Source organism: Massilia sp., assembly GCF_046293535.1.
In the GTDB taxonomy this organism is placed as follows: Bacteria; Pseudomonadota; Gammaproteobacteria; order Burkholderiales; family Burkholderiaceae_D; genus Telluria.
This window is the reverse complement of the sequence record NZ_JBKBOV010000004.1, coordinates 1-26151: the sequence shown is the minus strand read 5'-3', so window position 1 is coordinate 26151 and position 26151 is coordinate 1. Positions and strand designations below refer to the sequence as shown.

Sequence of the window (26151 nt, the reverse complement as noted above, 5' to 3'; positions counted from 1 at the left end):
AATCTGCGTGCGCCATAAAGGGCGGTATTTTTGGAATGAATCCCTTATTATATGGGAATACTTTCGATCAACCCGATTCACCAGGCTGCTTCATGTCTTCTTTGTATCAAAATTCTTCCACTTCCGCTGACAAGGACGCACGCCTGCAGCAGCTGAACGAATGGCTGGCTTCGACCGGCCTGGTGGAAGTCGACACCGGCCGCCCGGCGTCCGCGGATGCCAGCTTCCGTCGTTATTTCCGCTACGACGTGGTCCCCGCCATGCAAGACAAGCTGGGCGCGACCCTGGTGGCCATGGATGCCCCGCCCGAGCGCGAGAACGTGCCGGCCTTCATCCACGTGCAGGGTCTCCTGCTGGACGCCGGCGTCACGGTGCCGGCGATCGTCGCTAGAGCCGTCGAGAGCGGCTACCTGCTGCTGTCCGACCTTGGCGTGACCACCTACCTGCAGCGCCTGGATTCGGACAATGCCGCTTTCATGTACTCGAGCGCGGTCGACGCCCTGCTCAAGTTCCAGCTCGCCAGCGAGCCCGGCAAGCTGCCGGAATTCGACCGCGCCTTCGTGCTGCGCGAGATGAACCTGTTCCCGGAGTGGTATATCCAACGCCACCTCGGTGTGAACCTGAGCGAGCAGCAGCAGGCCACGCTCGACAAGGTGTTCGAGGCGATCACCGCCAACGTGCTGGCGCAGCAGCAGGTCTACATGCACCGCGATTTCCATTCGCGTAACCTGATGTGGCTCGAACAGGGCAACCCGGGCGTGCTCGATTTCCAGGACGCCGTCTACGGCCCGATCACCTATGACCTGGCGTCGCTGCTGCGCGACGCCTACATCCAGTGGGACGAAGAGATCGTGCTGGACTGGGTGGTGCGCTACTGGCAGAGCGCCAAGGGGGTCGGCCTGCCGGTGAACCCGGACATCGACGCCTTCTACCGCGACTTCGAATTCATGGCCCTGCAGCGCCACCTGAAGATCCTGGGCATCTTCTGCCGACTGAACTACCGCGACAGCAAGCCGAACTACATGGGCGACCTGCCGACCGTCATGGATTACGTGCGCCGCACCGCCGGTCGCTACACCGAACTGAAGCCGCTGCTGCGCCTGCTCGATTCGCTCGAGGACAAGGCGCCGCAGGTCGGCTACACCTTCTGAGGACGATTCCTTTCTCATGAAAGCCATGATTTTCGCCGCAGGCCGCGGCGAGCGCATGCGCCCGCTTACGGACGCCTGCCCCAAGCCGCTGCTCAAGGTGCGTGGACGGCCGATGATCACCTATCACGTGCTGAACCTGGTGCGCGCCGGGATCAAGGACATCGTCATCAACCATTCGCACCTTGGCCACATGATCGAGGACGAACTGGGCGACGGCGGCAAATACGGCGCCCGCATCGTGTATTCGCACGAGCCGACCCCGCTCGAGACCGCGGGCGGCATCGCCAATGCCCTGCACCTGCTGGGCGACGAGCCTTTTCTCGCGGTGTCGGGCGACATCTATGCGCCCTACTTCGACTTCTCGCAGGTGTTCGACGTCCTGAAGGACAAGGACATGCTGGGCATCCCCTATCCGGCGGACAAGCGCGACATCGCCTGGCTGTGGCTGACGCCGAATCCCTGGCACAACCCGCAGGGCGACTTCGCCCTCGACATGTACACCTTGAGGAACGACGGTCCGGAGAAGTGGAACTTCGCCGGCATCGGCGTCTACCGTCCCGAGATGTTCGAAGGGATCAAGGCGGGCGAGTTCGTCAAGTTCGGTCCCCTGATGCGCAAGTTCATCGAGCAGGGCCGCGTGGGCGGCGAGCTGTACCAGGGCGCCTGGGTCAACGTCGGCACCGCCCAGCAGCTGGAAGAACTGAACGCGCCGCTGGCGGCCAAGACGGGGTCATGACGGGCGCGGTCGCGAGCCATATCGAACGCCGTGCGCGCCTGGCGGCGCGCATGCAGCCGGGATCGGTCGCGGTGCAGGCCACCGCGCCGGAGGTGCTGCGCAACGGCGACAGCGACTACCCCTACCGGCACGACAGCTATTTCTATTACCTGAGCGGTTTCACCGAGCCGGAAAGCGTGCTGGTGCTGGTCGCGCCCACGGGCGACACGCCGGCGCGCTCGATCCTGTTCTGCCGCGAGAAGAACCCGGAGCGCGAGATCTGGGACGGCTACCGCCATGGCCCGGAAGCGGCGCGCCTCGCCTTTGGCTTCGACGAGGCTTTCCCGATCGGCGAACTGGATGCGCAGATGGGCAAGCTGCTGGCCAACGTGCCGGCGCTGTACTACGCGCTCGGCCACAGTGCCGCCCTCGACGCGCAGGTGGCAAGCTGGCTGAAGGCGGTGCGCGCGCAGGGCCGCAGCGGCATCACCGCCCCCGGCAGCACCCATCACCTGCTCGGCATGCTCGACGAGATGCGCCTGCTGAAGGATGCGGGCGAGCAGGCGCTGATGGCGCGCGCAGCGGGTATCGCCGCCGCCGCCCACGCCCGTGCCATGCGCTTTACCCGTCCGGGCGTGTTCGAATACGAGATCGAGGCCGAGCTGCTGCACGAATTCCGCCGCAACGGCGCCCAGTTCCCGGCCTATACGCCGATCGTCGCCTCAGGCAGCAACGCCTGCGTCCTGCACTACAACCGGAACGACCGCCAATGCCGCGAAGGCGAGCTGGTGCTGGTCGACGCCGGCTGCGAGCTGGACGGCTATGCCTCGGACATCACCCGCACCTGGCCGGTGAACGGGCGCTTCAGCGAAGCGCAGAAAGCCTTGTACGAGCTGGTGCTGCGGGCGCAGGAAGCCGCGTTCGCCGCCATCGTGCCGGGCAGCCCCTACAGCGGCATCCACGAGGCGGCGGTGCGGGTGCTGGCCGAGGGCATGCTGGATGTGGGCCTGCTCGACCGCGCCAGATACGGCTCGGCCGAGGACGCGATCGCCGACAAGGCCCACCTGAAGTTCTACATGCACGGCACCGGGCACTGGCTCGGCATGGACGTGCACGATGTCGGCCCCTACCGCGACCTGACGCTGGCCGACAAGCCTTCGCGTTCCCTGTTGCCGGGAATGGCGCTGACGGTGGAGCCGGGCATCTACGTGCGCCCTGCGGACGGCGTGCCGGAAGAATACTGGAACATCGGCATCCGGATCGAGGACGACGTGATCGTCACCGACGATGGCTGCCGCGTGCTGTCCGGCGATGCGCCGAAGGGCGTGGCCGAGATTGAAGCAGTGATGAAGGAGCGCTTGAATGGCGGATGAACGCATGGAGGTCGATGTGGCGATCTGCGGCGCCGGCCCGGTGGGCCTGGCGCTGGCGGCGCACCTGGCACGGCGTGGCGTCGAGGGCAGCCGCATCGCCCTCATCGACGGCAAGTCGCTGGGCCAGGCGATCACCGACCCGCGCTCGATCGCGCTGTCCTGGGGCAGCGTGCAATTGCTGGAAGAAGTGCGCGCCTGGCCGCTGCCGGCCACGCCGATCCACGAGATCCACGTCTCGCGCCGCGGCCAGCTGGGCCGCAGCCTGATGGACCGCGCCGAGCACAAGCTGCCGGCGCTGGGCTATGTGGCGCGCTACGGCGACGTGGTGGATGCGCTGGCGCGCGCCTGCGACAAGGCCGGGGTGGCGACGCTGCGTCCGGCCCGCGTCGCCTCCTTCGACGAAGCGGACGATGGCGTGGCGCTGCGCCTCGACGACGGCCGGACCGTGTTCGCCCGGGTGGCGGTGCAGGCCGAAGGCGGCGTGTTCGGCCAGCAGGCTAGCCTCGCGCAGCAGCGCGACTATGGCCAGACGGCCCTGATCGCGCGCGTGAGCGTCAGCGAGCCGGCGGCCCACCGCGCCTTCGAGCGCTTCACCGAAGAAGGCCCGCTGGCGCTGCTGCCGCAGGATGGCGCTGGTGCCAACAATGACGGCCACCAGTACGCGCTGGTCTGGTGCATGCGCCCGGAACGCGCGATCGACGTGCAGATGCTCGACGACGCCGCTTTTCTCACCCAACTGGGCGAGGCCTTCGGCACCCGCCTCGGCACGTTCACGTCCGCCTCGCCGCGCGTCGCCTTTCCGCTCGGTCTGAACGCCGAAGCGCGCGCCACCGCGCGGACGGTCGCGATCGGCAATGCCGCCCAGACCCTGCACCCGGTCGCCGGCCAGGGCCTGAACCTGGGCCTGCGCGACGCCGCCGTGCTGGCGCGCCAGCTGGCTAGAGGCGCCACCCCAAGCGCGGTCGAGGGTTTCATGCGCGAGCGCGCACAGGACCGCCGCCTGACGATCGCCCTCACCGACGCGATGGCGCGCGCCTTCACCGTCGCCGGCCCGCTGCAGCCCCTGCTGGGCCTGTCGCTGGCCGCGCTCGACCTCGTCAAGCCGGCCCGCCTGCTGCTGGCCGAGCTGATGATGTTCGGCCGCCGCTAGCAGCCCGCCGGCTGAAAACCACGTCCGGCCCAATGCATTTCCTACGGAAAAACATGCATCGGGTTCCGATACCGTGATTATTCGACGGCCTTGACCATCGACTCGATCACCTTCTTCGCATCGCCAAACACCATCATCGTGTTCGGCTGGTAGAACAGCTCGTTGTCCAGGCCGGCATAGCCGGAGGCCATCGAGCGTTTGTTCACGATGATGCTCTTGGCCTTGTAGGCCTCCAGGATCGGCATGCCGGCGATCGGCGACTTCGGGTCTTTCGCCGCCGGGTTCACCACGTCGTTCGCCCCCAGCACCAGCACCACGTCGGTCTGGCCGAACTCGCCGTTGATGTCTTCCATCTCGACCACCTGGTCGTAGGGCACCTCGGCTTCGGCCAGCAGCACGTTCATGTGGCCCGGCATGCGGCCGGCCACCGGATGGATCGCGTAGCGCACCTGCACGCCATGCTCGGTCAGCTTGTCGACCAGTTCCTTCACCGAGTGCTGGGCGCGCGCCACCGCCAGGCCGTAGCCCGGGACGATGATCACCGATTCCGCGTTCTGCAGGATGAAGGCGGCGTCGTCGGCCGAGCCGGACTTCACCGGGCGCTGTTCCTGGCCGCCGGCATCGGCCACGGCCGCCTCGCCGCCGAAGCCGCCCAGGATCACGTTGAAGAAGGAGCGGTTCATGGCCTTGCACATGATGTACGAGAGGATCGCGCCGCTCGATCCCACCAGCGAGCCGGCGATGATCAGCATCGAGTTGTTCAGCGAAAAGCCGATGCCGGCCGCCGCCCAGCCCGAGTAGGAGTTCAGCATCGACACCACCACCGGCATGTCGGCGCCGCCGATCGGGATGATGATCAGCACGCCCAGGATGAAGGAGAGCGCCGCCATGATGATGAACGGGGTCCAGGCCGGGGCCACGTTGTCGTCGAAGCAGAACACCAGCCCCAGCGCGACGATCGCGATGGCCAGCACCAGGTTCAGGATGTGCTGCCCGGCGAAGCGCACCGGCGCGCCCTGGAACAGGCGGAACTTGTACTTGCCCGAGAGCTTGCCGAAAGCGATCACCGAACCCGAGAAGGTCACCGCGCCCACGAAGGTGCCGATGAACAGCTCCAGGCGGTTCCCGAAAGGCAGCGCGCCACCACGCTCGGCAATATTGAAGGCCCAGGGCTCGGACACGGCGGCGATCGCGATGCACACCGCGGCCAGGCCGATCAGCGAGTGCATCGCCGCCACCAGCTCGGGCATCTTGGTCATCTCGACCTTTTTCGCCGCCACCGCGCCGATGGCGCCGCCGACCACCACCCCGAGCAGCACCAGGGTGAAACCCATGCCGCTGCCGGTGGCCAGTTCCGCCTGCAGCTTGAACATCAGCGCGACGGTGGTCAGGACGGCGATCGCCATGCCGGCCATGCCGAAGGTATTGCCGATGCGCGCCGTCGACGGCGAGGACAGGCCCTTGAGCGCCTGGATGAAGCAGACCGAGGCCACCAGGTAGAACAGGGTCACGACGTTCATGCTGATGAAGTTCATGCCCGCTCCTCCGTGCCGCTTGCCTTCGCCGCCGGATGGCCGGCCCCCGGATCACCGGACCGTTTCGGCTCCTTCTTCTTGAACATCTCGAGCATGCGGCGCGTGACCATGAAGCCGCCGAAGACGTTCACCGCGGCCAGCGCCACCGCAATGGTGCCGGCCACCTGCCCGGCCAGGCCTTCGGTGAGGCCGGCGGCCAGCATGGCGCCGACGATGATGATGGCCGAGATCGCGTTGGTCACCGCCATCAGGGGCGTGTGCAGCGCGGGGGTGACGTTCCAGACCACGTGGTAGCCGACGTAGATGGCCAGCACGAAGATGATCAGGTTGATGATGGTGTGGCTGATTTCCATGCTCCGCTCCTCGTGTCCTGTTCTTAGCTACGCAATACCGCGCCGTCCGCGCACACCAGCGTGGCGCGCACGATCTCGTCCTCGCGGTCGATCACGAACCGGTCTTCCTTGTCGATCACGAGCTTGAGGAAGTCCAGCACGTTGCGGGCATACAAGGCGGATGCGTCGGCCGCCACCAGCGAGGCCAGGTTCGGCTCGCCGATGATGTGTACGCCGTGCTTGATCACCGTGCGGCCCAGCTCCGTCAGCGGGCAGTTGCCGCCCTGCTCGACCGCCATGTCGACGATCACCGAGCCCGGCTTCATGGCCCGCACCGTCTCTTCGCCGATCAGGACCGGCGCCTTGCGGCCCGGGATCAGGGCGGTGGTGATGATGATGTCGGCCAGTTTGGCGCGCTCGTGCACCAGCGCCGCCTGGCGCTGCATCCAGGCAGCCGGCATCGGGCGCGCATAGCCGCCCACGCCTTGCGCGATCTCGCGCTCTTCAATGGTTTCGTAGGGCACGTCGATGAACTTGGCGCCGAGCGACTCCACCTGTTCCTTCACCGGCGGGCGCACGTCCGAGGCTTCGATCACGGCGCCCAGGCGCTTGGCGGTGGCGATCGCCTGCAGGCCGGCCACGCCCACGCCCATGATCAGCACGCGCGCGGCCTTGACCGTGCCGGCCGCGGTCATCAGCATCGGCATGAAGCGCTGGTAGGTGTTCGCGGCCAGCATCACGGCCTTGTAGCCGGCGATGTTGGCCTGGCTCGACAGCACGTCCATCGACTGGGCGCGCGTGATGCGCGGCGCCGCCTCGAGGGCAAACGCGTTCAGGCCGGCGGCGGCGAGCTGCGCCAGGTTCTCGGTATCGAAGGGATTGAGCATGCCGACCAGCACGCTGCCCGGGCGCATGCGGGCGCGCTCGGCACCGTCGGGACTGCGCACCTTGAGCACCATCTCGGCGCCGAAGGCGCCGGCGGCGTCGACGATGGTCGCGCCGGCCGCTTCATACGCCGCATCAGGGTAGGAAGCGCGCACCCCGGCGCCGCTTTCGACCAGGACCTGGTGCTTCGCGGCCAGTTTCTTGACGGTTTCGGGAGTTGCAGCAACGCGGGTCTCGCCCGGCCTGGTCTCGGCCGGTATGCCAATTCTCATGAATCCCTCCGTTCAGTGGACACATCGTTCCACAATCTATCATGTAATTACGAGAATTGCTCAAAAACAAATACTAAAAGTGATGCTTGATTGTTACGAAAACCTGTCACTGTAACCGGCGCCACCCTCCATTCCTTTGCAATAAGTCAAGGCAGTTTAACGACAGGCAAGCGCACCGTAGCGGAGGTGGATGAGCAGAGATGCCGTCTGTCAAGGTAAAATGTCGGCTCATTTTCAAGGACGCGCATGACCGATATCTTCAAACCATCCGTGACCGTCGCTGCGATCATCGAGCGCGATGGACGCTTCCTGCTGATCGAGGAAGAGACGAGCGAAGGCGTGAAGCTGAACCAGCCGGCGGGGCACCTCGACCCGCACGAATCGCTCGAGCAGGCGGTGGTGCGCGAAGCGCTGGAGGAAACCGCGCACGAATTCATCCCGACCGCGCTGGTGGGCATGTACATGTCGCGCTACCATTCGAAGTCGCGCGGCGCGGATGTCACTTACCTGCGCTTCACCTTCTGCGGCCATGCCGGCCGCCAGCTGGACCAGCCGCTCGACGAAGGCATCCTGCGCACCATGTGGATGACGCGCGACGAGATCGCCGCCACCGCCGACCGCCATCGCAGCCCGATCGTGCTGCAATGCGTGGACGACTATTTGGCCGGCCATCGCACCCCGCTGCACCTGCTGTACACCCATCCTTCGGTCTTCGAGGGTGGTATTTAAAAGAATACGGAAACAGAAATGAGCAAGAAAAAAGTCGTGATCGGGATGTCGGGAGGCGTCGACTCCTCGGTCGCGGCGTGGATGCTGAAGGAACAGGGTTACGAAGTCATCGGCCTGTTCATGAAGAACTGGGAAGACGACGACGATTCGGAATACTGCTCGACGCGCCAGGACTGGATCGACGCGGCCAGCGTGGCCGACGTGGTCGGCGTGGACATCGAGGCCGTCAACTTCGCCGCCGAATACAAGGACCGCGTGTTCGCGGAATTCCTGCGCGAATACCAGGCCGGCCGCACCCCGAACCCGGACGTGCTGTGCAACGCCGAGATCAAGTTCAAGGCCTTCCTCGACCATGCGATGAAGCTGGGCGCCGACCTGATCGCGACCGGCCACTACGCGCGCGTGCGCGAGAACGAGGGCCGCTTCGAGCTTCTGAAAGCCTTCGATCACACCAAGGACCAGAGTTACTTCCTGCACCGCCTGAACCAGGCGCAGCTCTCGAAGTCGCTGTTCCCGCTGGGCGAAATCCCGAAGACCGAGGTGCGGAAAATCGCTGAACGCCTGGGCCTGCCGAACGCGCAGAAGAAGGATTCGACCGGCATCTGCTTCATCGGCGAGCGCCCGTTCCGCGAGTTCCTGAACCGCTACCTGTCGCACAAGCCGGGCCCGATGAAACTCGACACCGGCGAGACCGTGGGCGAGCACATCGGCCTGTCCTTCTACACCCTGGGCCAGCGCAAGGGCATCGGCATCGGCGGCCTGAAGTCGCGCAAGAACGCGGACGGCACCAGCGAGCCGTGGTTCGTGGCGCGCAAGGACGTGGCCAGCAACACCCTGTACATCGTGCAGGGGCACGACCATCCGTGGCTGCTGTCGCCGCGACTGGAAGCGGGCCAGGCCAGCTGGACCGCGGGCGCGCCGCCCGTGAGTGGAAAAGCACTATCGGCCAAGACCCGCTACCGCCAGGCCGACGTGGCCTGCACCGTGCATGCCGACGGCATCGAGCGCTTCACGCTCGATTTCGAGGAGCCCCAGTGGGCGGTCACGCCGGGGCAGTCGGCCGTGCTGTATGACGGCGACGTGTGCCTGGGTGGCGGGATCATCGATACCAGCGCGGTTTGAAGTAGGGTGGACGGCGGTGGGGGGCCCCCGAACGGGGGGGCCCGCCATCGGCCAGCGCCGCCGGCGCCATCGGCCTTCCATAGTAATACCCCTGCGCCTCGTCGCAGCCGGCCGCGCGCAGCAGCTGCGCCACTTCCTCCGTCTCCACGCCTTCCGCCACCACCCGGTGGCCGAGGTCGTGCGACAGCTTGATCATGGTCGTCACCAGGGCGAGCGTGCGCTCGTCCTTTTCCATGCCGCGGACAAAAGACTGGTCGATCTTGACCACGTCCGCCGGCATGTCCTGCAGGTAGGACAGGCTGCTGTAGCCGGTGCCGAAGTCGTCGATGGCGATCTGCACGCCGCCCGCGGCCAGCCGCGCCATCGTGTCGTGTGCGATCTTCGGCTTGCGCATCAGCGCGCTTTCCGTCATTTCCAGCGCCAGGCACGCCGCCGGCAGGCCGTGGCGCGCCAGCCCTTCCAGCACCCGGTCGCTGAAGTCCGGTTCCTCGAGGTTCACCGCGGAGACGTTGACGGCGACCTGCAGCGCCACGCCATCAAGGCGCCAGGCCGCCAGCTGGCGTAGCGCGGCCTCCAGCACCCATTCGGTGGTGGCGCGCGCCAGCGCGGTGGTTTCGACGATCGGCATGAATTCGCCCGGCGGGATCGGGCCGGCTTCGGGATGGTTCCAGCGCAGCAGGGCTTCCACGCCGACGCAGGCGCCGTCGCGCAGGGAGACCTTGGGCTGGAACACCAGGTGCAGCTCGCTCGGCTGCGCCAGCGCGCCTCCGAGCTCGCTGATCAGCCAGAAGCGGTGGCGGTAGGCGGCATCCTGCTCGGGGGAATACACGCGCAGGCCGGATTCGGCCTCGCGCGCATCGTGGGCGGCGCTGTGCAGGTTGCGCAGCACGTCGAGCGGCGCGTCCTGGCCCACGGCGAAGCGCACCAGGCCGACCGTGGCCGTGGTCAGGAAGGCCGCCTGCCCCATCGGCTTGCGTTCGCCCAGCCAGGCCATCAGGGTGCCGCTGAAGCGCACCAGGGACAGGCCGAGCGGCGCCAGGAAGGCGAACTGGGTCGGCGCGACGTGGTAGACCTTGCCGCCGCCGGCCAGGATGCGCAGGGCGGGCACGGCATCGCGCACGATGTCGTCGAGCCAGGCGCCGCCCATCACCCGCATGGCGTCGCTCTGTTCTTCCGGGGTGGCCAGGCTGACCAGGGCCGCCAGCTGGGGTTCGCCCTGGGCGGTGACGAGCGCCAGGTCGCGTACATCGCTGACGAACTGATTGCGGTTGGGCAGGCCGCTGACCGGATCGATCCGTCCGAGCGCGTGCTGCAGCTCGATCTGCGCCATGACCATGGCCGCCAGGTCGAGCAGCGTGGTGCGGTCGGCGTCGGTCACGCTGCGCGGCTCGGTGCCGAGCACGCACATCGCGCCCAGGCAGTGGCCGGCTTTCGTCACCAGCGGCGCGCCGAGGTAGAAGCGGATTCCGCTGTCGGCCAGCAGGCTGTCGCGGAAGCACTCGTTCGCCAGCAGGTCCGGCACCTCGAGCATCCGGCCGCTGTCGGCCACCGCCGCACAGGGGGCCTTGATGCGCGGGATCGCATCGTGCGCGACACCCACCTTCGACTTGAACCACTGGCGGTCGGTGTCGGTCAGCGAGACCGCCGCGATCGGCAGCTGGAACAGCTGGGAAGCCATGCGGGTAATGCGGTCGAAGGCTTCGCTGGGCGCGGTGTCGAGCAGTTCCAGCTGGCGCAGGGCGTCGAGCCGGCTGGCTTCCTTGTGCGCGGGGTAGTACGGTGAATTCATGGGCGGCCTTGGCAGTCGCACACCCAAGCAAGGCGCACGTATTTATCGGAAATGACGATTATAGCGTCATTCTCACGCTATATGATTCCTATGGTCAACATATTCCCAATTGTACGCGCATTTCCGTCAAATAATATCGGGTTTCGGGTAGAATGAACTACCTATTACAAATTACCAAGAAACATGAGCGAGGACGATCCGATCCTGACCACGCGGGAAGCGGCGCACATGCTGGGCGTTGCCGTCAGCACTGCCCAGCTCTGGATGGAAAGCGGCGCGCTGCCGGCATGGAAGACGCCGGGCGGACACCGGCGCGTACGCCTGAGCGCGGTGCGCCGGCTGCAGGCGCAACAGGGCGGGGCCGGCATGGCGGCCGCGGAGCCCAGGGACAGCGCGGGCCTGGTCCGCATGCCCATGCCCATGCCCATGCCCGCGGCGGCCGCTGCGCAGGACGCCGGTGCGCTGTCCGGCCACGCCCTGCTTGACACCCCGCCCGAGGAAATCTTCAACCGCCTGGCGCGGCTGGCCGCACAGGTGACGGATTGTCCGATCGCGCTGGTCACGGTGCTGGCCGGGCAGCGCCAGTGGTTCAAGGCCCGGGTCGGCCTGGATCTGCAGGAAACGCCGCGCGAGTGGGCGTTCTGCAACCAGGCACTGGCCAGCGGAGAGGCATTCGTGGTGGGCGACGCCGCCATCGACGCGCGTTTCGCCGCCAATCCGCTGGTGACGCGCGCGCCGCACGTGCGCTTCTATGCCGGCGTGCCGCTGGAGGATGCGCAGGGCCGCCGCTTCGGCACCCTGTGCGTGCTGGATCGCGAGCCGCGCCGGCTGCGCGAACGCGAGCTGCGCGCGCTGCACGAGCTGGCGGCGATCGCCACCGACGAAATCAAGCGGCGCGGCTGATCGCCTACTCCGCCTTGCCGGCGGCGGCCTGCTGCTTGCGCACGACCGCGATCACGGCATTGCGGATCGTCTTGAGCACGGCATCGGCCTTGAAGGGCTTGACGATGAAGCCGTGCACGCCGCGCCCGAGGGCATCCTGGATGGCGGCGGCATCGAGCGTGCCCGACACCATGAAGATCATCGCCTTCGGCAGCTGGGCGCGCAGCTCCTCGACGATGCGGCTGCCGTCCTCGACCTGTTCGCGCGCGATGCAGACGATCTGCGGACGGTGCTTGATCGCCAGGCCGTAGCCGAGCGTGCCGGTATGCGCCTGGGCGACGACGTCGTAGCCGCCATCGAGCAGCACGGTGTTGAGCAGGCCGCGCGAAATGGCGCTGCCGTCCACGATCAATGCTTTCAGCATCGGCGCTTTCCTTCAGTGTCCAGTACTTTAATGAGACTCATATGCCAGCATGTTCCAGGTGACGCCCAGCCGCACGTCCAGCTTGAGCGACACCAGGCAGCGCGACATCTCGAGTATCTCACGCTCGGCGCGCAGCCTTTCGCCCAGCGGCGTCTTGAGGATGCCGGCGCCGGCCACCACCGCGTCCAGGCTGCCGTAGGCGTTGAGCAGGCGCGCCGCGGTCTTCATGCCGATCTTCGACACGCCCGGCACGCCGTCGGTCGGGTCGCCCATCAGCGCCAGCAGGTCGTGCAGAAGTTCCGGCGCCACGCCGAAGCGCTGGCGCACCCAGGCATCGTCATGCCATTCGTTCTTGAAGTGGTCCCACACCAGCGCGCCGTGCGCGATCAGGATGTGCAGGTCCTTGTCGGTGGTGGCCACGATGGCGTCGCCCCGCCCTTCCTGCAGCCAGCGCATGACGCCGGTGGCGATCACGTCGTCGGCCTCGACCTCGGGCACGGCCAGCACGCGCAGGCCCGCCTGGCGCAGGCGCTCGTGGAATTCCGGCAGCGCCTCGCGCAGCGGCGCCGGCATGGCGGCGCGCCCCTCGCGGTAGCGCGGGTAGAGGGCGTGGCGCCAGTTGGGGCCGCCGTAGTCGAAGGCCGCCAGCACGTGCGTGGGCGCGTGCGCTTCCAGCACGTTGCGGAAGGACGAGAACGCGTGGCGCAGCGCGATGCTGGCCTTCAGGTCGGAATCCGGTTCGGGGCTGGCTTCGTACACGCGGCGCACGATGTTCAGGCCGTCGATGGCGAGCAGCTTTCCCTGTTTGCTCATGGTGGTGCGGGTGGTGCGTTGATCAAGAGTGGTCACTAGCGCCGCCATGATAAACCGGGCGGCCTGTCAGGCATAGTCGTACTTGCCGCCGCGCTCCAGCGCCCGTGCGTAGGCCGGACGCGCATGGATCCGCGCCAGGAAAGCGGACAGCTTCGGATACTGGCTGCCGAGCCCTCCGCGCGAGGCGGCCGCTTCCAGCGCAAAGCTCATCTGGATGTCGGCGGCGCTGAACTCCGCGCCGGCGAACCAGCTCGACTTGCCCAGCTCGCTTTCCAGGAAGTCGAGCTGGCCGCGGATGTTCGGCATGATGAAACTGTCCTTGACCTTGCGCGCGATCGAGCGCGCGATCGGTTTCGCAAAGAAGGGCATCGGGCTGTTCTCGACCTTGTCGAAGACGAGCTTCATCAGGAGCGGCGGCATGGCCGAGCCTTCGGCGAAGTGCAGGAAGTAGGTATAGCGCAGGCGTTCGGGAGTGCCGGGCGCCGGCACCAGGCGCCCGTTGCCGTAGCGGCCGGTGAGGTATTCCACGATCGCCCCCGATTCGGCGACCACCAGGCCGTCGTCGGTGATCACCGGCGACTTGCCGAGCGGGTGCACCGCTTTCAGCTCCGGCGGCGCCAGCATGGTCTTCGGGTCGCGCTGGTATTTCTTGATCTCGTAGTCGAGCCCGAGCTCCTCGAGCAGCCAAAGGATGCGCTGCGAGCGCGAATTGTTCAGGTGGTGGACGACGATCATGGCTATTCCGCAGAGTTCGACAGGTTGCCAGCTTAGCATGCGCCTGCCAACGGACGAGGCAGAGTAAGCTTGAGCCCATGAGCGGATCGGTCTACATCGGCATCTCCGGCTGGCGCTACGTGCCCTGGCGCGGCGTGTTCTATCCCAAGGGGCTGGCCCAGCACCGCGAGCTCGCATACGCCGCCGGCCAGTTGCCCAGCATCGAGATCAACGGCTCGTTCTACTCGCTGCAGCGGCCCGAGAGCTATGCCGCCTGGCATGCGGCCACCCCGCCCGGCTTCGTGTTCGCGGTCAAGGGCAACCGTTTTCTCACCCACATGCTCAAGCTGAAGGACATCGAAGGTCCGCTGGCCAACGTGCTGGCCTCGGGCGTGTTCGAGCTGCGCGACAAGCTCGGCCCCTTCCTGTGGCAATTCCCGCCCGTCGTGAAATTCGATCCGCAGCGCTTCGAGCACTTCCTGTCGCTGCTGCCGCAGGATACCGATGCCGCCCGCGAGCTGGCGCTGCAGTACCAGCCGCGCATGGAAGGCCGGGTCTCGCTCGCGTCCGGCCCAAAGCGCCCGCTGCGCCATGCGGTCGAGATCCGCCACGAAAGCTTCATGAGTCCTTCCTTCATCGCCATGCTGCGCCGCTACAACGTGGCGCTGGTGGTGGCCGATACCGCCGGCAGGTGGCCGCTGTGCGAGGACCTCACCGCGGACTTCGTCTACATCCGCCTGCATGGCGACAAGGAGCTGTACGCCAGCGGCTACGAGGACGACGCCATCGCGGCCTGGGCGGCGCGCATCGATGCCTGGCGCCGGGGCCGGCAGCCGGACGGCGCACGGCTCGTCTCCGACAGGCCGCCGCCGAAGGCCAAAGCGCGCGACGTCTACTGTTACTTCGACAACGACATCAAGGTGCATGCGCCCTATGATGCGCAGCGGCTGATCGGCGCGGTCGAGGAACTTGAACGGAACGGCTGACCGAAACCGTTGTCTATTCAGGCATTCGCTACCGGGAGGACATCATGACCCTGCTTCGCCTTACCTGTGTTGCCGTTGCCCTGTTCCTGTCTGGCATTGCCATCGGCGCCGATGCGCCGCCCCTCAAGGCCGCGAACGGCGTGCTGGTCGACGCCGCCGGCATGACCGTCTACACCTACGACAAGGATGAAGCCGGGAGCGGCAAGAGCAGCTGCGTCGCCACCTGCGCGAAAAACTGGCCGCCCGTGAAGGCCCAGGGCAAGCCGCGCCCGCCCTACTCCGTGGTCACGCGCGCGGACGGCAGCAAGCAGCTGGCGCACGGCGGCAAGCCGCTGTACACCTTTGTGAAAGACAAGAAGGCGGGAGACAAGACGGGAGACGGCGTGGGCGGCGTCTGGCACGTCGTCAGCGTGGCAGTGCCCTGAAGCGCCGCTAGCGGCGTTCGTGGATCCTGATGACCTTGCCGTTGCCTTTGCCGGGCGGCGGCGCGGGCTCGGCCGGCCCGCGGGTAGCGCACGTGTTACAGCCGCTGCCGCAGCTGGCCGAGGTATCCAGCCACTTGACCAGCCTCGATTGCCGGCCGCCTTGGGAGAAACGGCGCACGATCGCGCGCCGCCAGCTGTCCGGCAGGTATTTCGCGCCGGTGTACAGCACGGCCAGCGCGACGATGATTCCTGCCACCAGCTCCTGCCACATGCCCTAGCCCCCTGTGAAGAACAAGGTGGTGCGGTAGACGATGAAGGCGGCCACGTAGGCCAGGCCGAACATGTAGCCGGCCATGATCCAGGCATGGCGGCGGCTGCCGGTTTCGCGCGCCACCGTGGCCAGCGTCGGCAGGCAGTGCGGCGCGTAGATGTACCAGGTGAGCAGCGCCAGGCCGGTCGCCAGCGACCACGACTGGGCAACCAGCGGCGCCAGGGCGTTGGCGGCTTCGTCGCCGCCCGACAGGGCGTAGACCTGGGCCAGCGCGCCGACCGCGACCTCGCGCGCGGCCATGCCCGGCACCAGGGCGATCCCGATTTCCCAGCCGAAGCCGATCGGCGCCAGGATGACTTCCAGCGCGCGGCCGATCATGCCGGCCACGCTGTAGTAGATCGGCGGATGGGTCGCGCCTTCCGGTGCACCCGGGAAGCTCGACAGCACCCACAGCAGGATCATCATGGTGAGGATCAGGGTACCGACCCGCTTCAGGAAGATCTTGGTACGCTCCCACAGGCCGGAGGCCAGCGCGCCGGGCTGGGGCCAGTGGTAGGCCGGCAGTTCCATCATGAGCGGCTGCTGCTTGTAGTCGCTGCGGCGCTTCATGAACCAGGCCACCGCCATGGCGCTCAGGATACCCGCCATGTAGAGGACGAACAGCACCAGGCCCTGCAGGTTCATCAGGCCGGCCACTTCACGGTCCGGGATGAAGGCGGCGATCAGGAGCGCGTACACCGGCAGGCGCGCCGAGCAGGTCATGAGCGGCGCGATCATGATCGTCACCAGGCGGTCGCGCGGGTTCTGGATGGTGCGCGCGGCCATGACACCCGGGATCGCGCAGGCGAACGAGGACAGCAGCGGCAGGAAGGCGCGGCCCGACAGGCCGACGCTGCCCATGATGCGATCGAGCAGGAAGGCGGCGCGCGGCAGGTAGCCCACGTCTTCCAGCAGCAGGATGAAGAAGAACAGGATCAGGATCTGCGGCAGGAACACCAGCACGCTGCCGACGCCGGCGATGATGCCGTCCACGATCAGGCTGTGCAGCACGCCTTCGCCCAGCAGCGCGCCGACCTGCTCGCCGAGGATGCCCACGCCCGCCTCGATCAGGTCCATCGGCGTGCCGGCCCAGCTGAACACAGCCTGGAAGATCAGGAACATCAGGCTGGCCAGGATCACGGGCCCCGCCACCGGATGCAGCACCACGTTGTCGATCTTTTCCGTCAGGTTGCCGCGGTCGCCTTCGGTCGCGACGGCGAGCTCGATGATGCGGCGCACTTCGCGCTGGGTTTCCTCGACCGGCACGGCGTCGATCGCGGACAGCGGCTTGGGTTCCACCTTCGTATCGAAGGCCATGCGGTCGAGCTGGGCCAGCAGGGCCTCTTCGCCGTGGGCATGGATGGCGACGGTTTCCACCACCGGCATGTCGAGCGCGGCGGACAGCTTGGCGGTATCGATGCTGATGCCGCGCTTCTTGGCGACGTCGACCATGTTCAATACGAGCACCATCGGCAGCCCAAGGCGTTTGAGCTCGAGCACCATGCGCAGGTTCAGGCGTAGATTGGTCGCATTGACCACGCACAGCACCGCATCCGGCGCCGCTTCGCCCGCGCGCAGGCCGGCCACCACGTCACGCGTGATGGCTTCGTCCGGGGTATGGGCGCTCAGGCTGTAGGCGCCCGGCAGGTCGAGCACGCGAAAAGGCCGCCCCGCCGGCGAAGTGAAGCTGCCTTCCTTGCGTTCGATGGTCACGCCGGCGTAGTTCGCGACCTTCTGGCGCGAACCGGTCAGGCGGTTGAAGAGCGCGGTCTTGCCGCAGTTGGGATTGCCGAGCAGTGCGACCAGGGGCGCGCGCGACGCCACCTGTTGTTCCATGACACCCATCCGCTTATTCCGGCTTGATCGACACGAGGGCCGCTTCGAAGCGGCGCAGCGCGAAGGTCGATTCGCCGACCTTGACGGCCAGCGGGCCGCCGAGCACGCGCTTGAGCACGCGGATGCGTTCGCCCGGCACGAAGCCGAGCTCCATCAGGCGGCGCTGGACGTCGAAACCGCCCTGCTGCGCCGGCGGCGCCAGGTGGATCACGGTAGCGCTCTGGCCGGCCGGGAGGGCGTCGAGCGTGGTGAGGGAGGGAGCAAGAGTCATGGTCGCGTCCAGTAAGTGTAGCGCTGATGAGACAGATAACCTGCATCATAAACCTAAATGCGAATTATTTCTATTTGCGGTTTGATCACACCCGAAAGAAAGATCACAGAAAAGGCAGCTGAGCCCAAAATTCCTGTTGCAAACGCCGCCGAGTTTACGGAGAATAGAACACGAATGAGATTGATTCTCATTTAAATGCCAAGTGAACAAGTGTGGCTCGACCGAGTCTCAAGGAACCGAAACGATGATCGTCTGTGTCTGCAACAACATCTCCGACCGCGAAATCCGCCAGGCCGTCGACCTGGGCATCAACTCCGTTGCGGAACTGCGCAAGGAACTGGGCGTCGGCACCATGTGCGGCAAGTGCGTGAGCTATGCACGCGAAGTCCTGCACGAGCACATCGACAGCAAAACCACGATCACCGAAGTGCGCCGCGTCCCGCAGGCGGCCTGAACTTTCACCACCGTCTCTCTCCATGCCCCGCCAGCGCGGGGCTTTTTTTCGCCCGTGCCGCGGTACTGAGAAGCGTTCGCACAGCGGAACGAGAACGCTTGTCATTCCCCCCAGTTTTTTCGATTTTCACTGCATTTCCCCGGACTTTTTCGGCGTTTTCGACCCAAAACCGCCCTCCTTGTTTGTTATCATGGAGCCCATTCAACATCATCAAGGGCATCACATGAAAGGCGACCAGAACGTTCTTCGTCTGCTGAACGCACAGCTGACCAACGAACTCACCGCGATCAACCAGTACTTCCTGCATGCGCGCATGTACCGCCACTGGGGCTTCGGCAAGCTGGCGAAGAAGGAGTACGACGAATCCATCGGCGAAATGAAGCACGCCGACAAGCTGATCGACCGCATCCTGATGCTCGACGGCCTGCCGAACCTGCAGGCGCTGCACAAGCTGCTGATCGGTGAATCGACCCAGGAAATGCTGGAATGCGACCTCAAGCTCGAGCGCGCGGCCCAGGTGACGGTCAAGGAAGGCATCGCGGCGGCGGAAGCGGCGGCGGACTACGTGACCCGCGACCTGTTCCTGATGATCCTCGAGGATACCGAGGAACACATCGAGTGGCTGGAGACGCAGCTGGACCTGATCGTGAAGGTCGGCATCCAGAACTACCTGCAGAGCCAGATCAGCGAGTAACGCTGCGCTGCATGCACTTGGGTTCCCGCCTGCGCGGGAACGACGTATCAGAAGTTGTTGGCTTGAAGCCGTCATCCCCGCGCAGGCGGGGATCGAAGTCTGCCAGCAAGCGCTAGCGCCACTTCCTCATCCACCCGTCATAAAAGCCCAGGTCGCGCGGCACCGCCCCCGGAATCGCGCAGATCGCCCCCGCGAACTCGTTGGCCCGCGCCAGCGACAGCTCGAGCGGCCAGCCGCGCATCTTCCCCAACAGGAAAATCGCCGAGAAGGCATCCCCCGCCCCCACCGTGTCGATGACAAAGGGCGGCGCCGGGTTATCGCGGTGCATCAGCACCTGCCCGTCCGCGCCGAAGTACACCGAACCGCGGTGCCCCAGCGTGACGATCAGCGCGTCGAGCGAGAACATCTGCAGCAGCGCCCGGCATGAGGCGTGCACTTCTTCGGCCGCCAGCGCAGGAGCGTCCGGCTTGATCTGGAAGTACCAGCCGAACATCGCCTGCAACTCTTCCTCGTTGACCTTGGCGACGTTCGCCTCTTGCAGCGAGCGCGTGACGGTGCGCTCCTCCACCTGGCCTTCGCGCAGGTTCAGGTCGAGGTAGCGCAAGGCCGGCGTGGCGCGCAGCAGCGCCATCAGGGTGGCGCGCGAGCGCTCGTGGCGCTGGGCCAGGGTGCCGAAATAGAAGATGCCGGGCTGGGCGCCTGGCAATGCGTCCAGCGCCGCCTCGGCCTGGTTCCGGTCGATGAAATCGTAGGCCTGGTTCGGCAGGATGGTAAAACGGTGGCCGCCACGGGCGCCGCGCTCGACCAGCACGCGGCCGGTTTCCTCGATGGCATCGACCTGCAGGCCGGCCTCGCTCATCGCGAAGCGCTCGAATTCGGCGCGCACCGCCTGGCCGGGCTTGTCGTTGCCGATGCGGGTGAGCATCAGCTGCGGCGCCATGAAGGCGGCCAGGTGGCGCGCCACGTTGAAGGGCGCGCCGCCCACCACCTGCTCGGTGGTGAAGTCGTCGACCAGGGCTTCGCCGAAGACGACGGTGGTGGCAGGCGCGTTCACGCGACGAAAGGAACGGTGTCGCGGAACGACGGACGCTCGGCGAGCTTGTCGGCCAGGCGCGCCAGGTTGGGGTAGTCGCCGCGCCAGTCGATGTCGGGGAAGCGGAAAGCCAGCCAGCCCAGGGCGCAGCCGACGGCGACGTCGGCCAGCGTGTAGTGGATGCCCATGCAATAGCTCGCATCGCCCAGGCGGGTGGACATCTCGCGCAGGCCGGCGTGCACCTTGCCCATCTGGCGTTCGATCCATTTGGCGCTCTGCTGCTCCGGGGAGCGCTCGCGCCGCTCGAGGAAGACCAGGATCGCGGCATCGAGCACGCCGTCGGCCAGCGCTTCCCACACCTTGACTTCGGTGCGCTCGCGACCGTTCGGCGGCAGCAGCTTGCAGACCGGGGAGATGGTGTCGAGGTATTCGGCGATCACGCGCGAGTCGTACAGCGTGCTGCCGTCTTCCATCACGAGGCAGGGGATCTTGCCGAGCGGGTTGACCTGCTGGATGGTGGTCTCCGGGACCCACACGTTTTCTTGCACAAAGCTGACATCGAGCTTCTTGTCCGCCATCACGACGCGGACTTTACGCACATAGGGACTGGTGAAGGAACCGATGAGTTTCATACATGCCCGAATAAGAGGATTGGATGCCAGTATAGCATCGCGATTTCGGCGCCTGTCTGCGCCAGACCGGCCTGGGCACGGCCCGCCAGGACAGCCCGCGCAAGGCCGCGCGGGCCGCCCGATGGTAAAATCCGCGTTTTTGCACGGACCGCCCGCCATGACCTCTACCGTCCCCTCCCCTGCCCAATCGGCTACCCTGTCGGCCCTGTCCCCGCTGGACGGCCGCTACGCGTCGAAAACCGACAAGCTGCGCCCGATCCTGTCCGAAGCCGGCTTCATGCACCACCGCGTGAAGGTGGAAATCGCCTGGCTGCAGGCGCTGTCGCAGGCAGGCTTCCCGGAGATCAAGCCGTTCTCGAGCGAAGCGAACGCTCACCTCGAGCGCATGGCCGCGAACTTCGGCGACCTCGAGGCGGCGCGCATCAAGGAGATCGAGGCCGTCACCAACCACGACGTCAAGGCGGTGGAATACTGGCTCAAGGAGCAGGTGAAGGACGTGCCCGAACTGGTGGCGGCGAGCGAATTCATCCACTTCGGCTGCACTTCGGAAGACATCAACAACACCTCGCACGGCATGATGCTCAAGGCCGCGCGCGATGGCGTGCTGCTGCCGGCCCTGCAGTCCATCATTGCCAAGCTGACCGAGATCGCGCACGCCAATGCATCCCTGCCGATGCTGTCGCGCACCCACGGCCAGACCGCCAGCCCGACCACCCTCGGCAAGGAATTCGCCAACGTGGTCGCGCGCCTGCAGCGCGCCGTCAAGCGCATCGCCGACGTCGAGATCCTCGGCAAGATGAACGGCGCGGTCGGCAACTACAACGCGCACCTGTCGGCCTACCCGGGCTTCGACTGGCCAGCCTTCTCGAAAGAAGTCATCGAGAACCGCCTCGGCTTGGTCTTCAACCCCTACACCATCCAGATCGAGCCGCACGACTACATGGCCGAGATGTTCGACGCCATCGCGCGCGCCAACACCATCCTGCTCGACCTGAACCGCGACATCTGGACCTATGTCTCGCTGGGTTACTTCAAGCAGAAGCTGCGGGCCGGCGAGATCGGTTCGTCGACCATGCCGCACAAGGTCAACCCGATCGACTTCGAGAACTCGGAGGGCAACCTGGGCCTGGCCAACGCGGTGCTGCGCCACATGGCAGAGAAGCTGCCGGTCTCGCGCATGCAGCGCGACCTGACCGATTCGACCGTGCTGCGCAACATCGGCGTCGGCTTCGGCTACGCGCTGCTGGCCTATGACAGCTGCCTGCGCGGCCTGAACAAGCTGGAAGTGAACGCGGCCCGCCTGGAAGCCGACCTGGACGCGAGCTGGGAAGTGCTGGCCGAGCCGGTGCAGACCGTGATGCGCCGCTACGGCATCGAGAATCCGTACGAGCAGCTCAAGGAACTCACCCGCGGCAAGGGCATCACCCGCGAAGCCCTGCAGGAGTTCATCGGCAAGCTGGCGATTCCGCAGGACGCCAAGGACCTGCTGCTGCAAATGACGCCGGCGAACTACACCGGCCTGGCGGCGCAACTCGCTGCCGCGATCTGATTTTGTAGGGTGGACGGCTTCGCCGTCCACCCTACGGTCAATACTCCCACATCACCTTCACACCGAGCCGGCGCTCGATCTCGGCCCGGTACAGGATCGTCCCGTATTCCCCATGCCCGCCGGTAAGGTTCTCGCCGGTCAGCGCCAGCTCCAGGCCCGGCCGGATGCGCCAGCCGAAGCGCGCATCGAGCGCCGTATACGACGGCACGTCGGGGAAGGACTTGCCCGCCACCTTGCGCAGCGTGAGCTCGACGTCGCGCCGGTCGTCGATGCCGTAGACCGAACGCAGCTGGAAGGTATGCGCCGGATCGCGCTTGGCCACGCGGGTGGCGCCCACGTCCGTGCTGCCCGGCTTCAGGCGCAGCTTCTGGTGCATGGCGGTCCAGCCGGCCGACAGGCGCCAGCGCTCGGCCGCCTGCCAGTTGCCCCAGGCCTCGATGCCGCTCGAGCGCCCTTCCATCAGGCTGTCGAAGGTGATGAAGCCGGCCGGATTGGTCTCGGTGGTGCGCAGGTAGTCGTAATCGTGGTGGAACAGGGTGACCGAATACGCGAGCGCCGGCACCGGGTTGCCGCGGTAGCCCAGTTCGAACACCCGGGCCACCTCGCCCGCTACCCGCGGCCCGCCGCGCAGCAGGTAGGGCGGGCGGCCCGGCAGGAAGGCGTCGACGTCCAGGCGCGACGGCGCGCGCACGGTGCGCGAGGCCGCCGCCCACAGCGCATGCTGGGGCGACAGGCGCCACGACAGGCGCGCGCTCGGCAGCCATTCGGTCCCGGTGTATTCGTTGTACTCGAGGCGGCTGCCCAGGGTCAGGTACCAGTCCTGGCGCAGCGTGATCTCGTCCTGGGCGAACAGGCTGGCCCATTGCTGGGTGGTGCGCGCCGGCAGGAAGGCGATGGTCGCCGTATTGTCGACGCGGTCGCGGCTGTGGCGGACATTCGCGCCCCAGACGATGCGATGGCGACCGGCCGGCGCCAGGGTGTGCTGGAACTGCAGGTCGTTGGTATACAGGCGCTCGCCGAACAGCGGCTCGGTGCGGCGCAGCGTGTGGTCGAAATACGCCTGCGCCATCAGGCTGGCGCCATCGTCCAACGCACGCTCCCAGCGCAGGCTCAGGTTGACGCCATCCGAGCGCACCCGGCCCAGCGTGGTTGGCACGCCGGGCGCGGCGATCTCGCCCGGCGCCGGCTGGTCGAAGCGCCCGCGATAGGCATTGCCGACCAGGCTGAAGCGGTCCGGTCCACGCTCCCAGTCGGCGCGCACGCCCACCAGGCTGCGGCGGTAGGCGTCGTCGACCGGAGTGCCGCTGGCCAGTTCGCTGTCCTCGCGCCGGGTGGTCTTGCCGAACACGCGCCAGGCGACGCCATTCTCGAGCGTGCCGCCGTGGCGGTAGGAGACGGTGGCGCCGTCGGTCGCGGCCTGCACCGCCGCCAGGCTGCCCTGGGTGTCGCGCGCCGAACGGGTGCTGATGTTGATGATGCCGTTGACCGCGTTCAGGCCCCACAGCACGCCGCCCGGGCCGCTGACCACTTCGATGCGTTCGACGTCTTCGAGCAGCACTTCCTGGGCATCCCAGAACACGCCGGAAAACAGCGGCGTATATACGGAGCGGCCGTCGATCAGCACCAGCAGCTTGTTCGAATAGCTGTTGCCGCTCTGGTTCATGCCGCGCGCACTGATCGAGTAGCTGTATCCATTGATGCGCGCCACGTGCAGGTTCGGAGCCAGGCGCAGCACTTCCGGCAGGGTGGCGGCGCCGGAACGGCGGATGTCCTCGGCGGTGATGACGAATACCGCCGCGGCGGCGTCCTGCAGGCGTTCGGGGCGCTTGGACACCGACATCACCGGGATGTTGGCCAGTTCCTCGATCGACAGGTCGGCCAGGTTGTCGGAGCGGCGAACGGGCTCTTCCGCCTGCGCGCCGAGCGCAAGCACCAGGGCGAAGCAGGCCGCAGCCAGTTGCTTGGATGGCCCCGGGAAGTGGCAGCGCAGCGATGATCCGACATTCATATTTTTGCTCCCTGGCATTCGATGTTGTCGCCAGTTATCTCTGATAAACAATACGTTTGTCGGATTTTACATTCCGGACATCACCGCTGTGCAGCTTTTGCAATCCGTGCTAGTGTACTCGGCGGAAAAATATCCCTTTTCAGCAGCATGCAGCGAAGACTGGTATAGTTAGTTCTAACACGTACGACTTTCCAAAATATAATCTTTATGCATCGCTACACCATCCCGGCCATCGTCCTGCACTGGTTGATCGCCCTGCTGATCATCGGGACCTTCACGCTCGGGCTGGTCATGACCGACATCCCGGGCATCACTCCGACCAAGCTCAAGTATTTCAACTGGCACAAATGGGCCGGCGTGACGGTGCTGTCGCTGGCCGCCCTGCGCCTGCTGTGGCGCCTGTTGCGCCATCCTCCGGCCTACGCCGACGAGATGCCCGCCTGGCAGCGCGGCGCCGCCCATGGCCTGCACTGGCTGCTCTACATCCTGATGTTCGCGGTGCCCCTGTCCGGCTATTTCTACAGCCTGGCGACCGGCTATCCGGTAGTCTGGTTCGGCGTGGTCGAGCTGCCGGTGCTGATGGGCCCGGATCCGGCCCTGAAAGTCGTCCTGAAGGACGTTCACTACTGGCTCAACATGCTGCTGGCGCTGCTCGTCGGCCTGCACGTGGCGGCCGCGTTCAAGCACCTGATCGTCGACCGCGACGGCGTGATGGCGCGCATGCTGCCTTTCTCTACCCGTAAGGAGTCTTGATGAAACCAATGAAAGGCCTGCTGCTGGCCTCGGTGCTGGCCAGCGCCGTCGCCATCGCGGCACCCCTGAAGACCGACCCGGCGAAAAGCAGCGTGACGGCCACCTTCAAGCAGATGGGCGTACCGGTCGAGGCGAAGTTCAAGCAGTTCACCGCGCAGATCGACTACGACGCCGCCAAGCCGGCCGCCTCGAAGGCGAACGTGGAGATCCAGACCGCCAGCCTGGACCTGGGCGACCCGGACTACAACAAGGAGGTCGCCAAGAAGGAATGGTTCAACACCGCCCAGTTCCCGAAGGCGAGCTTCGTGTCGACCGCGATCGCCCCGGCCGGCGCCGGCAAGCTGAACGTGAGCGGCAAGCTCACCATCAAGGGCCGCAGCGCCGACGTCCGCTTCCCGCTGAGCGTGAAAACGGAAGGCGGCAAACAGGTATTCGAAGGACAGCTGCCGATCAAGCGGCTGGCCTTCAACATCGGCGAAGGCGAGTGGAAGGACACGAGCATGGTCGCCGATGAAGTCGTCATCAAGTTCCGCGTCACTGCGGGCCAGTAATCACCTCATCCTCACCTCAACACACGCAAGGAATCGTTCATGAAAATCAAGCACCTGATCGCAGCCCTGGCCGCATCGAGCACCCTCGGCGCCGGCATCGCCTTCGCGGCCGACACCTACAAGATCGACCCGAGCCACACCTACCCGAGCTTCGAAGCCGACCACATGGGCATCTCGGTCTGGCGCGGCAAGTTCAACAAGACCGACGGCACCGTGACCCTGGATCGCGCGAAGAAGACCGGTACCATCGACATCGTCATCGACACCACCAGCATCGACTTCGGCCACGAAGGCATGAACGCGCACGCCAAGAAGGCGGACATTTTCGATGTCGAGAAATTCCCGACTGCAACCTTCAAAGCCAAATCGATCACCTTCACCGGCGACGTGCCGACCTCGGCCCAGGGCGAACTGACCCTGCACGGCGTGACCAAGCCGCTGACCCTGACCATCAACCGCTTCAAGTGCATCGAGCACCCGCGCCTGAAGCGCGAAGTGTGCGGCGCCGACGCCAGCGCGACCTTCAACCGCGGCGACTACGGCATCACCTTCGGCCTGCCGGCCTTCTCGCCGGAAGTGAAGCTGGCGATCCAGGTGGAAGCGGTCAAGCAGTAATCGTCCTACCAAACAGAAAAAGCCTCGGTCTGAACTGACCCCATAAAGTTGGACGGTTAAGTTCTCTAGGCAGCCAAGGCCTGAGTCCTGTACTGAACAGGGCTCAGGCCTTTTAACTTGAGCTTGATGCGGTTGTGGTTGTAATAGT

Annotated in this window: 29 protein-coding genes; 15 read left to right on the top strand and 14 right to left on the bottom strand. The window is 66.1% G+C overall.

What is annotated here, in order from left to right:
• Positions 1 to 92 precede the first annotated feature (92 nt).
• The 4 genes from ACK4S9_RS03500 to ACK4S9_RS03485 are packed head-to-tail and all read left to right on the top strand — an operon-like array spanning position 93 to position 4389.
• Positions 93 to 1151, top strand: a complete 1059-nt coding sequence (locus ACK4S9_RS03500) for an aminoglycoside phosphotransferase family protein (RefSeq protein WP_409721500.1) — start codon at positions 93 to 95, stop codon at positions 1149 to 1151.
• A gap of 16 nt (positions 1152 to 1167) precedes the next feature.
• On the top strand, positions 1168 to 1887 hold the full coding sequence (gene murU / locus ACK4S9_RS03495) for an N-acetylmuramate alpha-1-phosphate uridylyltransferase MurU (protein ID WP_409721497.1): 720 nt from the start codon (positions 1168 to 1170) through the stop codon (positions 1885 to 1887).
• Positions 1884 to 3239, top strand: a complete 1356-nt coding sequence (locus ACK4S9_RS03490; RefSeq protein ID WP_409721494.1) for an aminopeptidase P N-terminal domain-containing protein — start codon at positions 1884 to 1886, stop codon at positions 3237 to 3239. Before murU ends, ACK4S9_RS03490 begins: the two co-directional genes overlap by 4 nt.
• Positions 3229 to 4389, top strand: a complete 1161-nt coding sequence (locus ACK4S9_RS03485; protein ID WP_409721492.1) for an FAD-dependent monooxygenase — start codon at positions 3229 to 3231, stop codon at positions 4387 to 4389. Before ACK4S9_RS03490 ends, ACK4S9_RS03485 begins: the two co-directional genes overlap by 11 nt.
• A 77-nt stretch (positions 4390 to 4466) precedes the next feature.
• Here ACK4S9_RS03485 and ACK4S9_RS03480 read toward each other — a convergent pair whose 3' ends face one another.
• Genes ACK4S9_RS03480 through ACK4S9_RS03470 form a run of 3 tightly spaced genes read right to left on the bottom strand, consistent with a single transcriptional unit; the run spans position 4467 to position 7413 of the window.
• The gene (locus ACK4S9_RS03480) at positions 4467 to 5924 is read right to left on the bottom strand and encodes an NAD(P)(+) transhydrogenase (Re/Si-specific) subunit beta (protein ID WP_409721491.1); all 1458 of its coding nucleotides are present in this window, start codon (positions 5922 to 5924) and stop codon (positions 4467 to 4469) included.
• Positions 5921 to 6277, bottom strand: coding sequence for an NAD(P) transhydrogenase subunit alpha (locus tag ACK4S9_RS03475; protein ID WP_409721488.1), 357 nt, complete (start codon positions 6275 to 6277; stop codon positions 5921 to 5923). Before ACK4S9_RS03475 ends, ACK4S9_RS03480 begins: the two co-directional genes overlap by 4 nt.
• Positions 6278 to 6300: 23 nt before the next feature.
• Positions 6301 to 7413 carry a Re/Si-specific NAD(P)(+) transhydrogenase subunit alpha gene (locus ACK4S9_RS03470; protein WP_409721485.1) on the bottom strand — a complete coding sequence of 371 codons (1113 nt, stop codon included), beginning with the start codon at positions 7411 to 7413 and terminating at the stop codon, positions 6301 to 6303.
• A 246-nt stretch (positions 7414 to 7659) separates the two neighbouring features.
• Between ACK4S9_RS03470 and ACK4S9_RS03465 the strand changes: the two genes are divergently transcribed.
• Positions 7660 to 8142, top strand: coding sequence for an NUDIX hydrolase (locus ACK4S9_RS03465; RefSeq protein ID WP_409721482.1), 483 nt, complete (start codon positions 7660 to 7662; stop codon positions 8140 to 8142).
• An 18-nt stretch (positions 8143 to 8160) separates the two neighbouring features.
• Positions 8161 to 9264, top strand: a complete 1104-nt coding sequence (gene mnmA / locus ACK4S9_RS03460) for a tRNA 2-thiouridine(34) synthase MnmA (RefSeq protein ID WP_409721479.1) — start codon at positions 8161 to 8163, stop codon at positions 9262 to 9264.
• Here the strand turns inward: mnmA and ACK4S9_RS03455 are convergent.
• Complete coding sequence (locus tag ACK4S9_RS03455) at positions 9242 to 11053, bottom strand: putative bifunctional diguanylate cyclase/phosphodiesterase (protein WP_409721476.1); 1812 nt, start codon at positions 11051 to 11053, stop codon at positions 9242 to 9244. The two genes, mnmA and ACK4S9_RS03455, sit on opposite strands and share 23 nt — an antisense overlap.
• 183 nt (positions 11054 to 11236) lie before the next feature.
• On the opposite strand from ACK4S9_RS03455, the gene ACK4S9_RS03450 reads away from it, so the two are divergent.
• Positions 11237 to 11956, top strand: coding sequence for a GAF domain-containing protein (locus ACK4S9_RS03450; protein ID WP_409721473.1), 720 nt, complete (start codon positions 11237 to 11239; stop codon positions 11954 to 11956).
• A 4-nt stretch (positions 11957 to 11960) separates the two neighbouring features.
• On the opposite strand, the gene ACK4S9_RS03445 is transcribed toward ACK4S9_RS03450, so the two are convergent.
• The 3 genes from ACK4S9_RS03445 to ACK4S9_RS03435 form a co-directional block, all read right to left on the bottom strand.
• Entirely contained in the window at positions 11961 to 12359 is a 399-nt protein-coding gene (locus ACK4S9_RS03445) for an ANTAR domain-containing response regulator (RefSeq protein ID WP_409721471.1), read from the bottom strand.
• 27 nt (positions 12360 to 12386) lie between these two features.
• On the bottom strand, positions 12387 to 13172 hold the full coding sequence (locus ACK4S9_RS03440; RefSeq protein WP_409721872.1) for a 5'-3' exonuclease H3TH domain-containing protein: 786 nt from the start codon (positions 13170 to 13172) through the stop codon (positions 12387 to 12389).
• Between the two features lie 66 nt (positions 13173 to 13238).
• Positions 13239 to 13907, bottom strand: coding sequence for a glutathione S-transferase family protein (locus ACK4S9_RS03435; RefSeq protein ID WP_409721468.1), 669 nt, complete (start codon positions 13905 to 13907; stop codon positions 13239 to 13241).
• 77 nt (positions 13908 to 13984) lie between these two features.
• Here ACK4S9_RS03435 and ACK4S9_RS03430 point away from each other — a divergent pair, with 77 nt between their 5' ends.
• Together ACK4S9_RS03430 and ACK4S9_RS03425 are read left to right on the top strand one after the other, a co-directional pair.
• On the top strand, positions 13985 to 14872 hold the full coding sequence (locus tag ACK4S9_RS03430; protein WP_409721465.1) for a DUF72 domain-containing protein: 888 nt from the start codon (positions 13985 to 13987) through the stop codon (positions 14870 to 14872).
• A 44-nt stretch (positions 14873 to 14916) separates the two neighbouring features.
• Entirely contained in the window at positions 14917 to 15297 is a 381-nt protein-coding gene (locus ACK4S9_RS03425; protein WP_409721463.1) for a hypothetical protein, read from the top strand.
• Positions 15298 to 15304: 7 nt separating this feature from the next.
• On the opposite strand, the gene ACK4S9_RS03420 is transcribed toward ACK4S9_RS03425, so the two are convergent.
• The 3 genes from ACK4S9_RS03420 to ACK4S9_RS03410 are packed head-to-tail and all read right to left on the bottom strand — an operon-like array spanning position 15305 to position 17714.
• Positions 15305 to 15568, bottom strand: coding sequence for a DUF6587 family protein (locus tag ACK4S9_RS03420; RefSeq protein WP_409721460.1), 264 nt, complete (start codon positions 15566 to 15568; stop codon positions 15305 to 15307).
• Between the two features lie 3 nt (positions 15569 to 15571).
• Complete coding sequence (locus ACK4S9_RS03415) at positions 15572 to 17452, bottom strand: ferrous iron transporter B (protein WP_409721457.1); 1881 nt, start codon at positions 17450 to 17452, stop codon at positions 15572 to 15574.
• 4 nt (positions 17453 to 17456) lie between these two features.
• Complete coding sequence (locus ACK4S9_RS03410; protein WP_027866507.1) at positions 17457 to 17714, bottom strand: ferrous iron transport protein A; 258 nt, start codon at positions 17712 to 17714, stop codon at positions 17457 to 17459.
• Between the two features lie 244 nt (positions 17715 to 17958).
• Here ACK4S9_RS03410 and ACK4S9_RS03405 point away from each other — a divergent pair, with 244 nt between their 5' ends.
• Together ACK4S9_RS03405 and bfr are read left to right on the top strand one after the other, a co-directional pair.
• Entirely contained in the window at positions 17959 to 18168 is a 210-nt protein-coding gene (locus tag ACK4S9_RS03405; RefSeq protein ID WP_409721454.1) for a (2Fe-2S)-binding protein, read from the top strand.
• 223 nt (positions 18169 to 18391) lie between these two features.
• Positions 18392 to 18862: a bacterioferritin gene (gene bfr / locus ACK4S9_RS03400; protein WP_027866505.1), complete on the top strand. Its 471-nt coding sequence runs from the start codon at positions 18392 to 18394 to the stop codon at positions 18860 to 18862.
• A 112-nt stretch (positions 18863 to 18974) separates the two neighbouring features.
• Here bfr and ACK4S9_RS03395 read toward each other — a convergent pair whose 3' ends face one another.
• Complete coding sequence (locus ACK4S9_RS03395) at positions 18975 to 19916, bottom strand: PfkB family carbohydrate kinase (RefSeq protein ID WP_409721451.1); 942 nt, start codon at positions 19914 to 19916, stop codon at positions 18975 to 18977.
• Positions 19913 to 20527: a glutathione S-transferase C-terminal domain-containing protein gene (locus ACK4S9_RS03390; protein ID WP_409721448.1), complete on the bottom strand. Its 615-nt coding sequence runs from the start codon at positions 20525 to 20527 to the stop codon at positions 19913 to 19915. The genes ACK4S9_RS03395 and ACK4S9_RS03390 overlap by 4 nt, the downstream gene beginning before the upstream one ends.
• 157 nt (positions 20528 to 20684) lie before the next feature.
• On the opposite strand from ACK4S9_RS03390, the gene purB reads away from it, so the two are divergent.
• Entirely contained in the window at positions 20685 to 22076 is a 1392-nt protein-coding gene (purB, locus tag ACK4S9_RS03385; protein WP_409721445.1) for an adenylosuccinate lyase, read from the top strand.
• 37 nt (positions 22077 to 22113) lie between these two features.
• On the opposite strand, the gene ACK4S9_RS03380 is transcribed toward purB, so the two are convergent.
• Positions 22114 to 24084: a TonB-dependent receptor plug domain-containing protein gene (locus tag ACK4S9_RS03380; protein WP_409721442.1), complete on the bottom strand. Its 1971-nt coding sequence runs from the start codon at positions 24082 to 24084 to the stop codon at positions 22114 to 22116.
• Between the two features lie 207 nt (positions 24085 to 24291).
• Between ACK4S9_RS03380 and ACK4S9_RS03375 the strand changes: the two genes are divergently transcribed.
• From ACK4S9_RS03375 to ACK4S9_RS03365, 3 genes are read left to right on the top strand one after another with little or no spacing between them, the layout of a single operon-like run.
• On the top strand, positions 24292 to 24837 hold the full coding sequence (locus tag ACK4S9_RS03375; RefSeq protein ID WP_409721440.1) for a cytochrome b: 546 nt from the start codon (positions 24292 to 24294) through the stop codon (positions 24835 to 24837).
• A complete protein-coding gene (locus ACK4S9_RS03370) occupies positions 24837 to 25388 on the top strand; it encodes a YceI family protein (protein WP_409721437.1) in 552 nt (183 codons plus the stop codon). The genes ACK4S9_RS03375 and ACK4S9_RS03370 overlap by 1 nt, the downstream gene beginning before the upstream one ends.
• A 39-nt stretch (positions 25389 to 25427) precedes the next feature.
• Entirely contained in the window at positions 25428 to 26003 is a 576-nt protein-coding gene (locus ACK4S9_RS03365; RefSeq protein WP_409721435.1) for a YceI family protein, read from the top strand.
• 65 nt (positions 26004 to 26068) lie between these two features.
• On the opposite strand, the gene ACK4S9_RS03360 is transcribed toward ACK4S9_RS03365, so the two are convergent.
• Positions 26069 to 26151 (bottom strand): IS3 family transposase (locus ACK4S9_RS03360; RefSeq protein ID WP_409721870.1); only part of this gene is annotated, 83 nt, incomplete at its 5' end.

Coding starts and splice junctions, on each gene's coding strand:
- ACK4S9_RS03500 (WP_409721500.1), top strand. CDS start 93: ATGTCTTCTTTGTATCAAAATTCTTCCACTTCCGCTGACAAGGACGCA.
- murU (WP_409721497.1), top strand. CDS start 1,168: ATGAAAGCCATGATTTTCGCCGCAGGCCGCGGCGAGCGCATGCGCCCG.
- ACK4S9_RS03490 (WP_409721494.1), top strand. CDS start 1,884: ATGACGGGCGCGGTCGCGAGCCATATCGAACGCCGTGCGCGCCTGGCG.
- ACK4S9_RS03485 (WP_409721492.1), top strand. CDS start 3,229: ATGGCGGATGAACGCATGGAGGTCGATGTGGCGATCTGCGGCGCCGGC.
- ACK4S9_RS03480 (WP_409721491.1), bottom strand. CDS start 5,924: ATGAACTTCATCAGCATGAACGTCGTGACCCTGTTCTACCTGGTGGCC.
- ACK4S9_RS03475 (WP_409721488.1), bottom strand. CDS start 6,277: ATGGAAATCAGCCACACCATCATCAACCTGATCATCTTCGTGCTGGCC.
- ACK4S9_RS03470 (WP_409721485.1), bottom strand. CDS start 7,413: ATGAGAATTGGCATACCGGCCGAGACCAGGCCGGGCGAGACCCGCGTT.
- ACK4S9_RS03465 (WP_409721482.1), top strand. CDS start 7,660: ATGACCGATATCTTCAAACCATCCGTGACCGTCGCTGCGATCATCGAG.
- mnmA (WP_409721479.1), top strand. CDS start 8,161: ATGAGCAAGAAAAAAGTCGTGATCGGGATGTCGGGAGGCGTCGACTCC.
- ACK4S9_RS03455 (WP_409721476.1), bottom strand. CDS start 11,053: ATGAATTCACCGTACTACCCCGCGCACAAGGAAGCCAGCCGGCTCGAC.
- ACK4S9_RS03450 (WP_409721473.1), top strand. CDS start 11,237: ATGAGCGAGGACGATCCGATCCTGACCACGCGGGAAGCGGCGCACATG.
- ACK4S9_RS03445 (WP_409721471.1), bottom strand. CDS start 12,359: ATGCTGAAAGCATTGATCGTGGACGGCAGCGCCATTTCGCGCGGCCTG.
- ACK4S9_RS03440 (WP_409721872.1), bottom strand. CDS start 13,172: ATGAGCAAACAGGGAAAGCTGCTCGCCATCGACGGCCTGAACATCGTG.
- ACK4S9_RS03435 (WP_409721468.1), bottom strand. CDS start 13,907: ATGATCGTCGTCCACCACCTGAACAATTCGCGCTCGCAGCGCATCCTT.
- ACK4S9_RS03430 (WP_409721465.1), top strand. CDS start 13,985: ATGAGCGGATCGGTCTACATCGGCATCTCCGGCTGGCGCTACGTGCCC.
- ACK4S9_RS03425 (WP_409721463.1), top strand. CDS start 14,917: ATGACCCTGCTTCGCCTTACCTGTGTTGCCGTTGCCCTGTTCCTGTCT.
- ACK4S9_RS03420 (WP_409721460.1), bottom strand. CDS start 15,568: ATGTGGCAGGAGCTGGTGGCAGGAATCATCGTCGCGCTGGCCGTGCTG.
- ACK4S9_RS03415 (WP_409721457.1), bottom strand. CDS start 17,452: ATGGGTGTCATGGAACAACAGGTGGCGTCGCGCGCGCCCCTGGTCGCA.
- ACK4S9_RS03410 (WP_027866507.1), bottom strand. CDS start 17,714: ATGACTCTTGCTCCCTCCCTCACCACGCTCGACGCCCTCCCGGCCGGC.
- ACK4S9_RS03405 (WP_409721454.1), top strand. CDS start 17,959: ATGATCGTCTGTGTCTGCAACAACATCTCCGACCGCGAAATCCGCCAG.
- bfr (WP_027866505.1), top strand. CDS start 18,392: ATGAAAGGCGACCAGAACGTTCTTCGTCTGCTGAACGCACAGCTGACC.
- ACK4S9_RS03390 (WP_409721448.1), bottom strand. CDS start 20,527: ATGAAACTCATCGGTTCCTTCACCAGTCCCTATGTGCGTAAAGTCCGC.
- purB (WP_409721445.1), top strand. CDS start 20,685: ATGACCTCTACCGTCCCCTCCCCTGCCCAATCGGCTACCCTGTCGGCC.
- ACK4S9_RS03380 (WP_409721442.1), bottom strand. CDS start 24,084: ATGAATGTCGGATCATCGCTGCGCTGCCACTTCCCGGGGCCATCCAAG.
- ACK4S9_RS03375 (WP_409721440.1), top strand. CDS start 24,292: ATGCATCGCTACACCATCCCGGCCATCGTCCTGCACTGGTTGATCGCC.
- ACK4S9_RS03370 (WP_409721437.1), top strand. CDS start 24,837: ATGAAACCAATGAAAGGCCTGCTGCTGGCCTCGGTGCTGGCCAGCGCC.
- ACK4S9_RS03365 (WP_409721435.1), top strand. CDS start 25,428: ATGAAAATCAAGCACCTGATCGCAGCCCTGGCCGCATCGAGCACCCTC.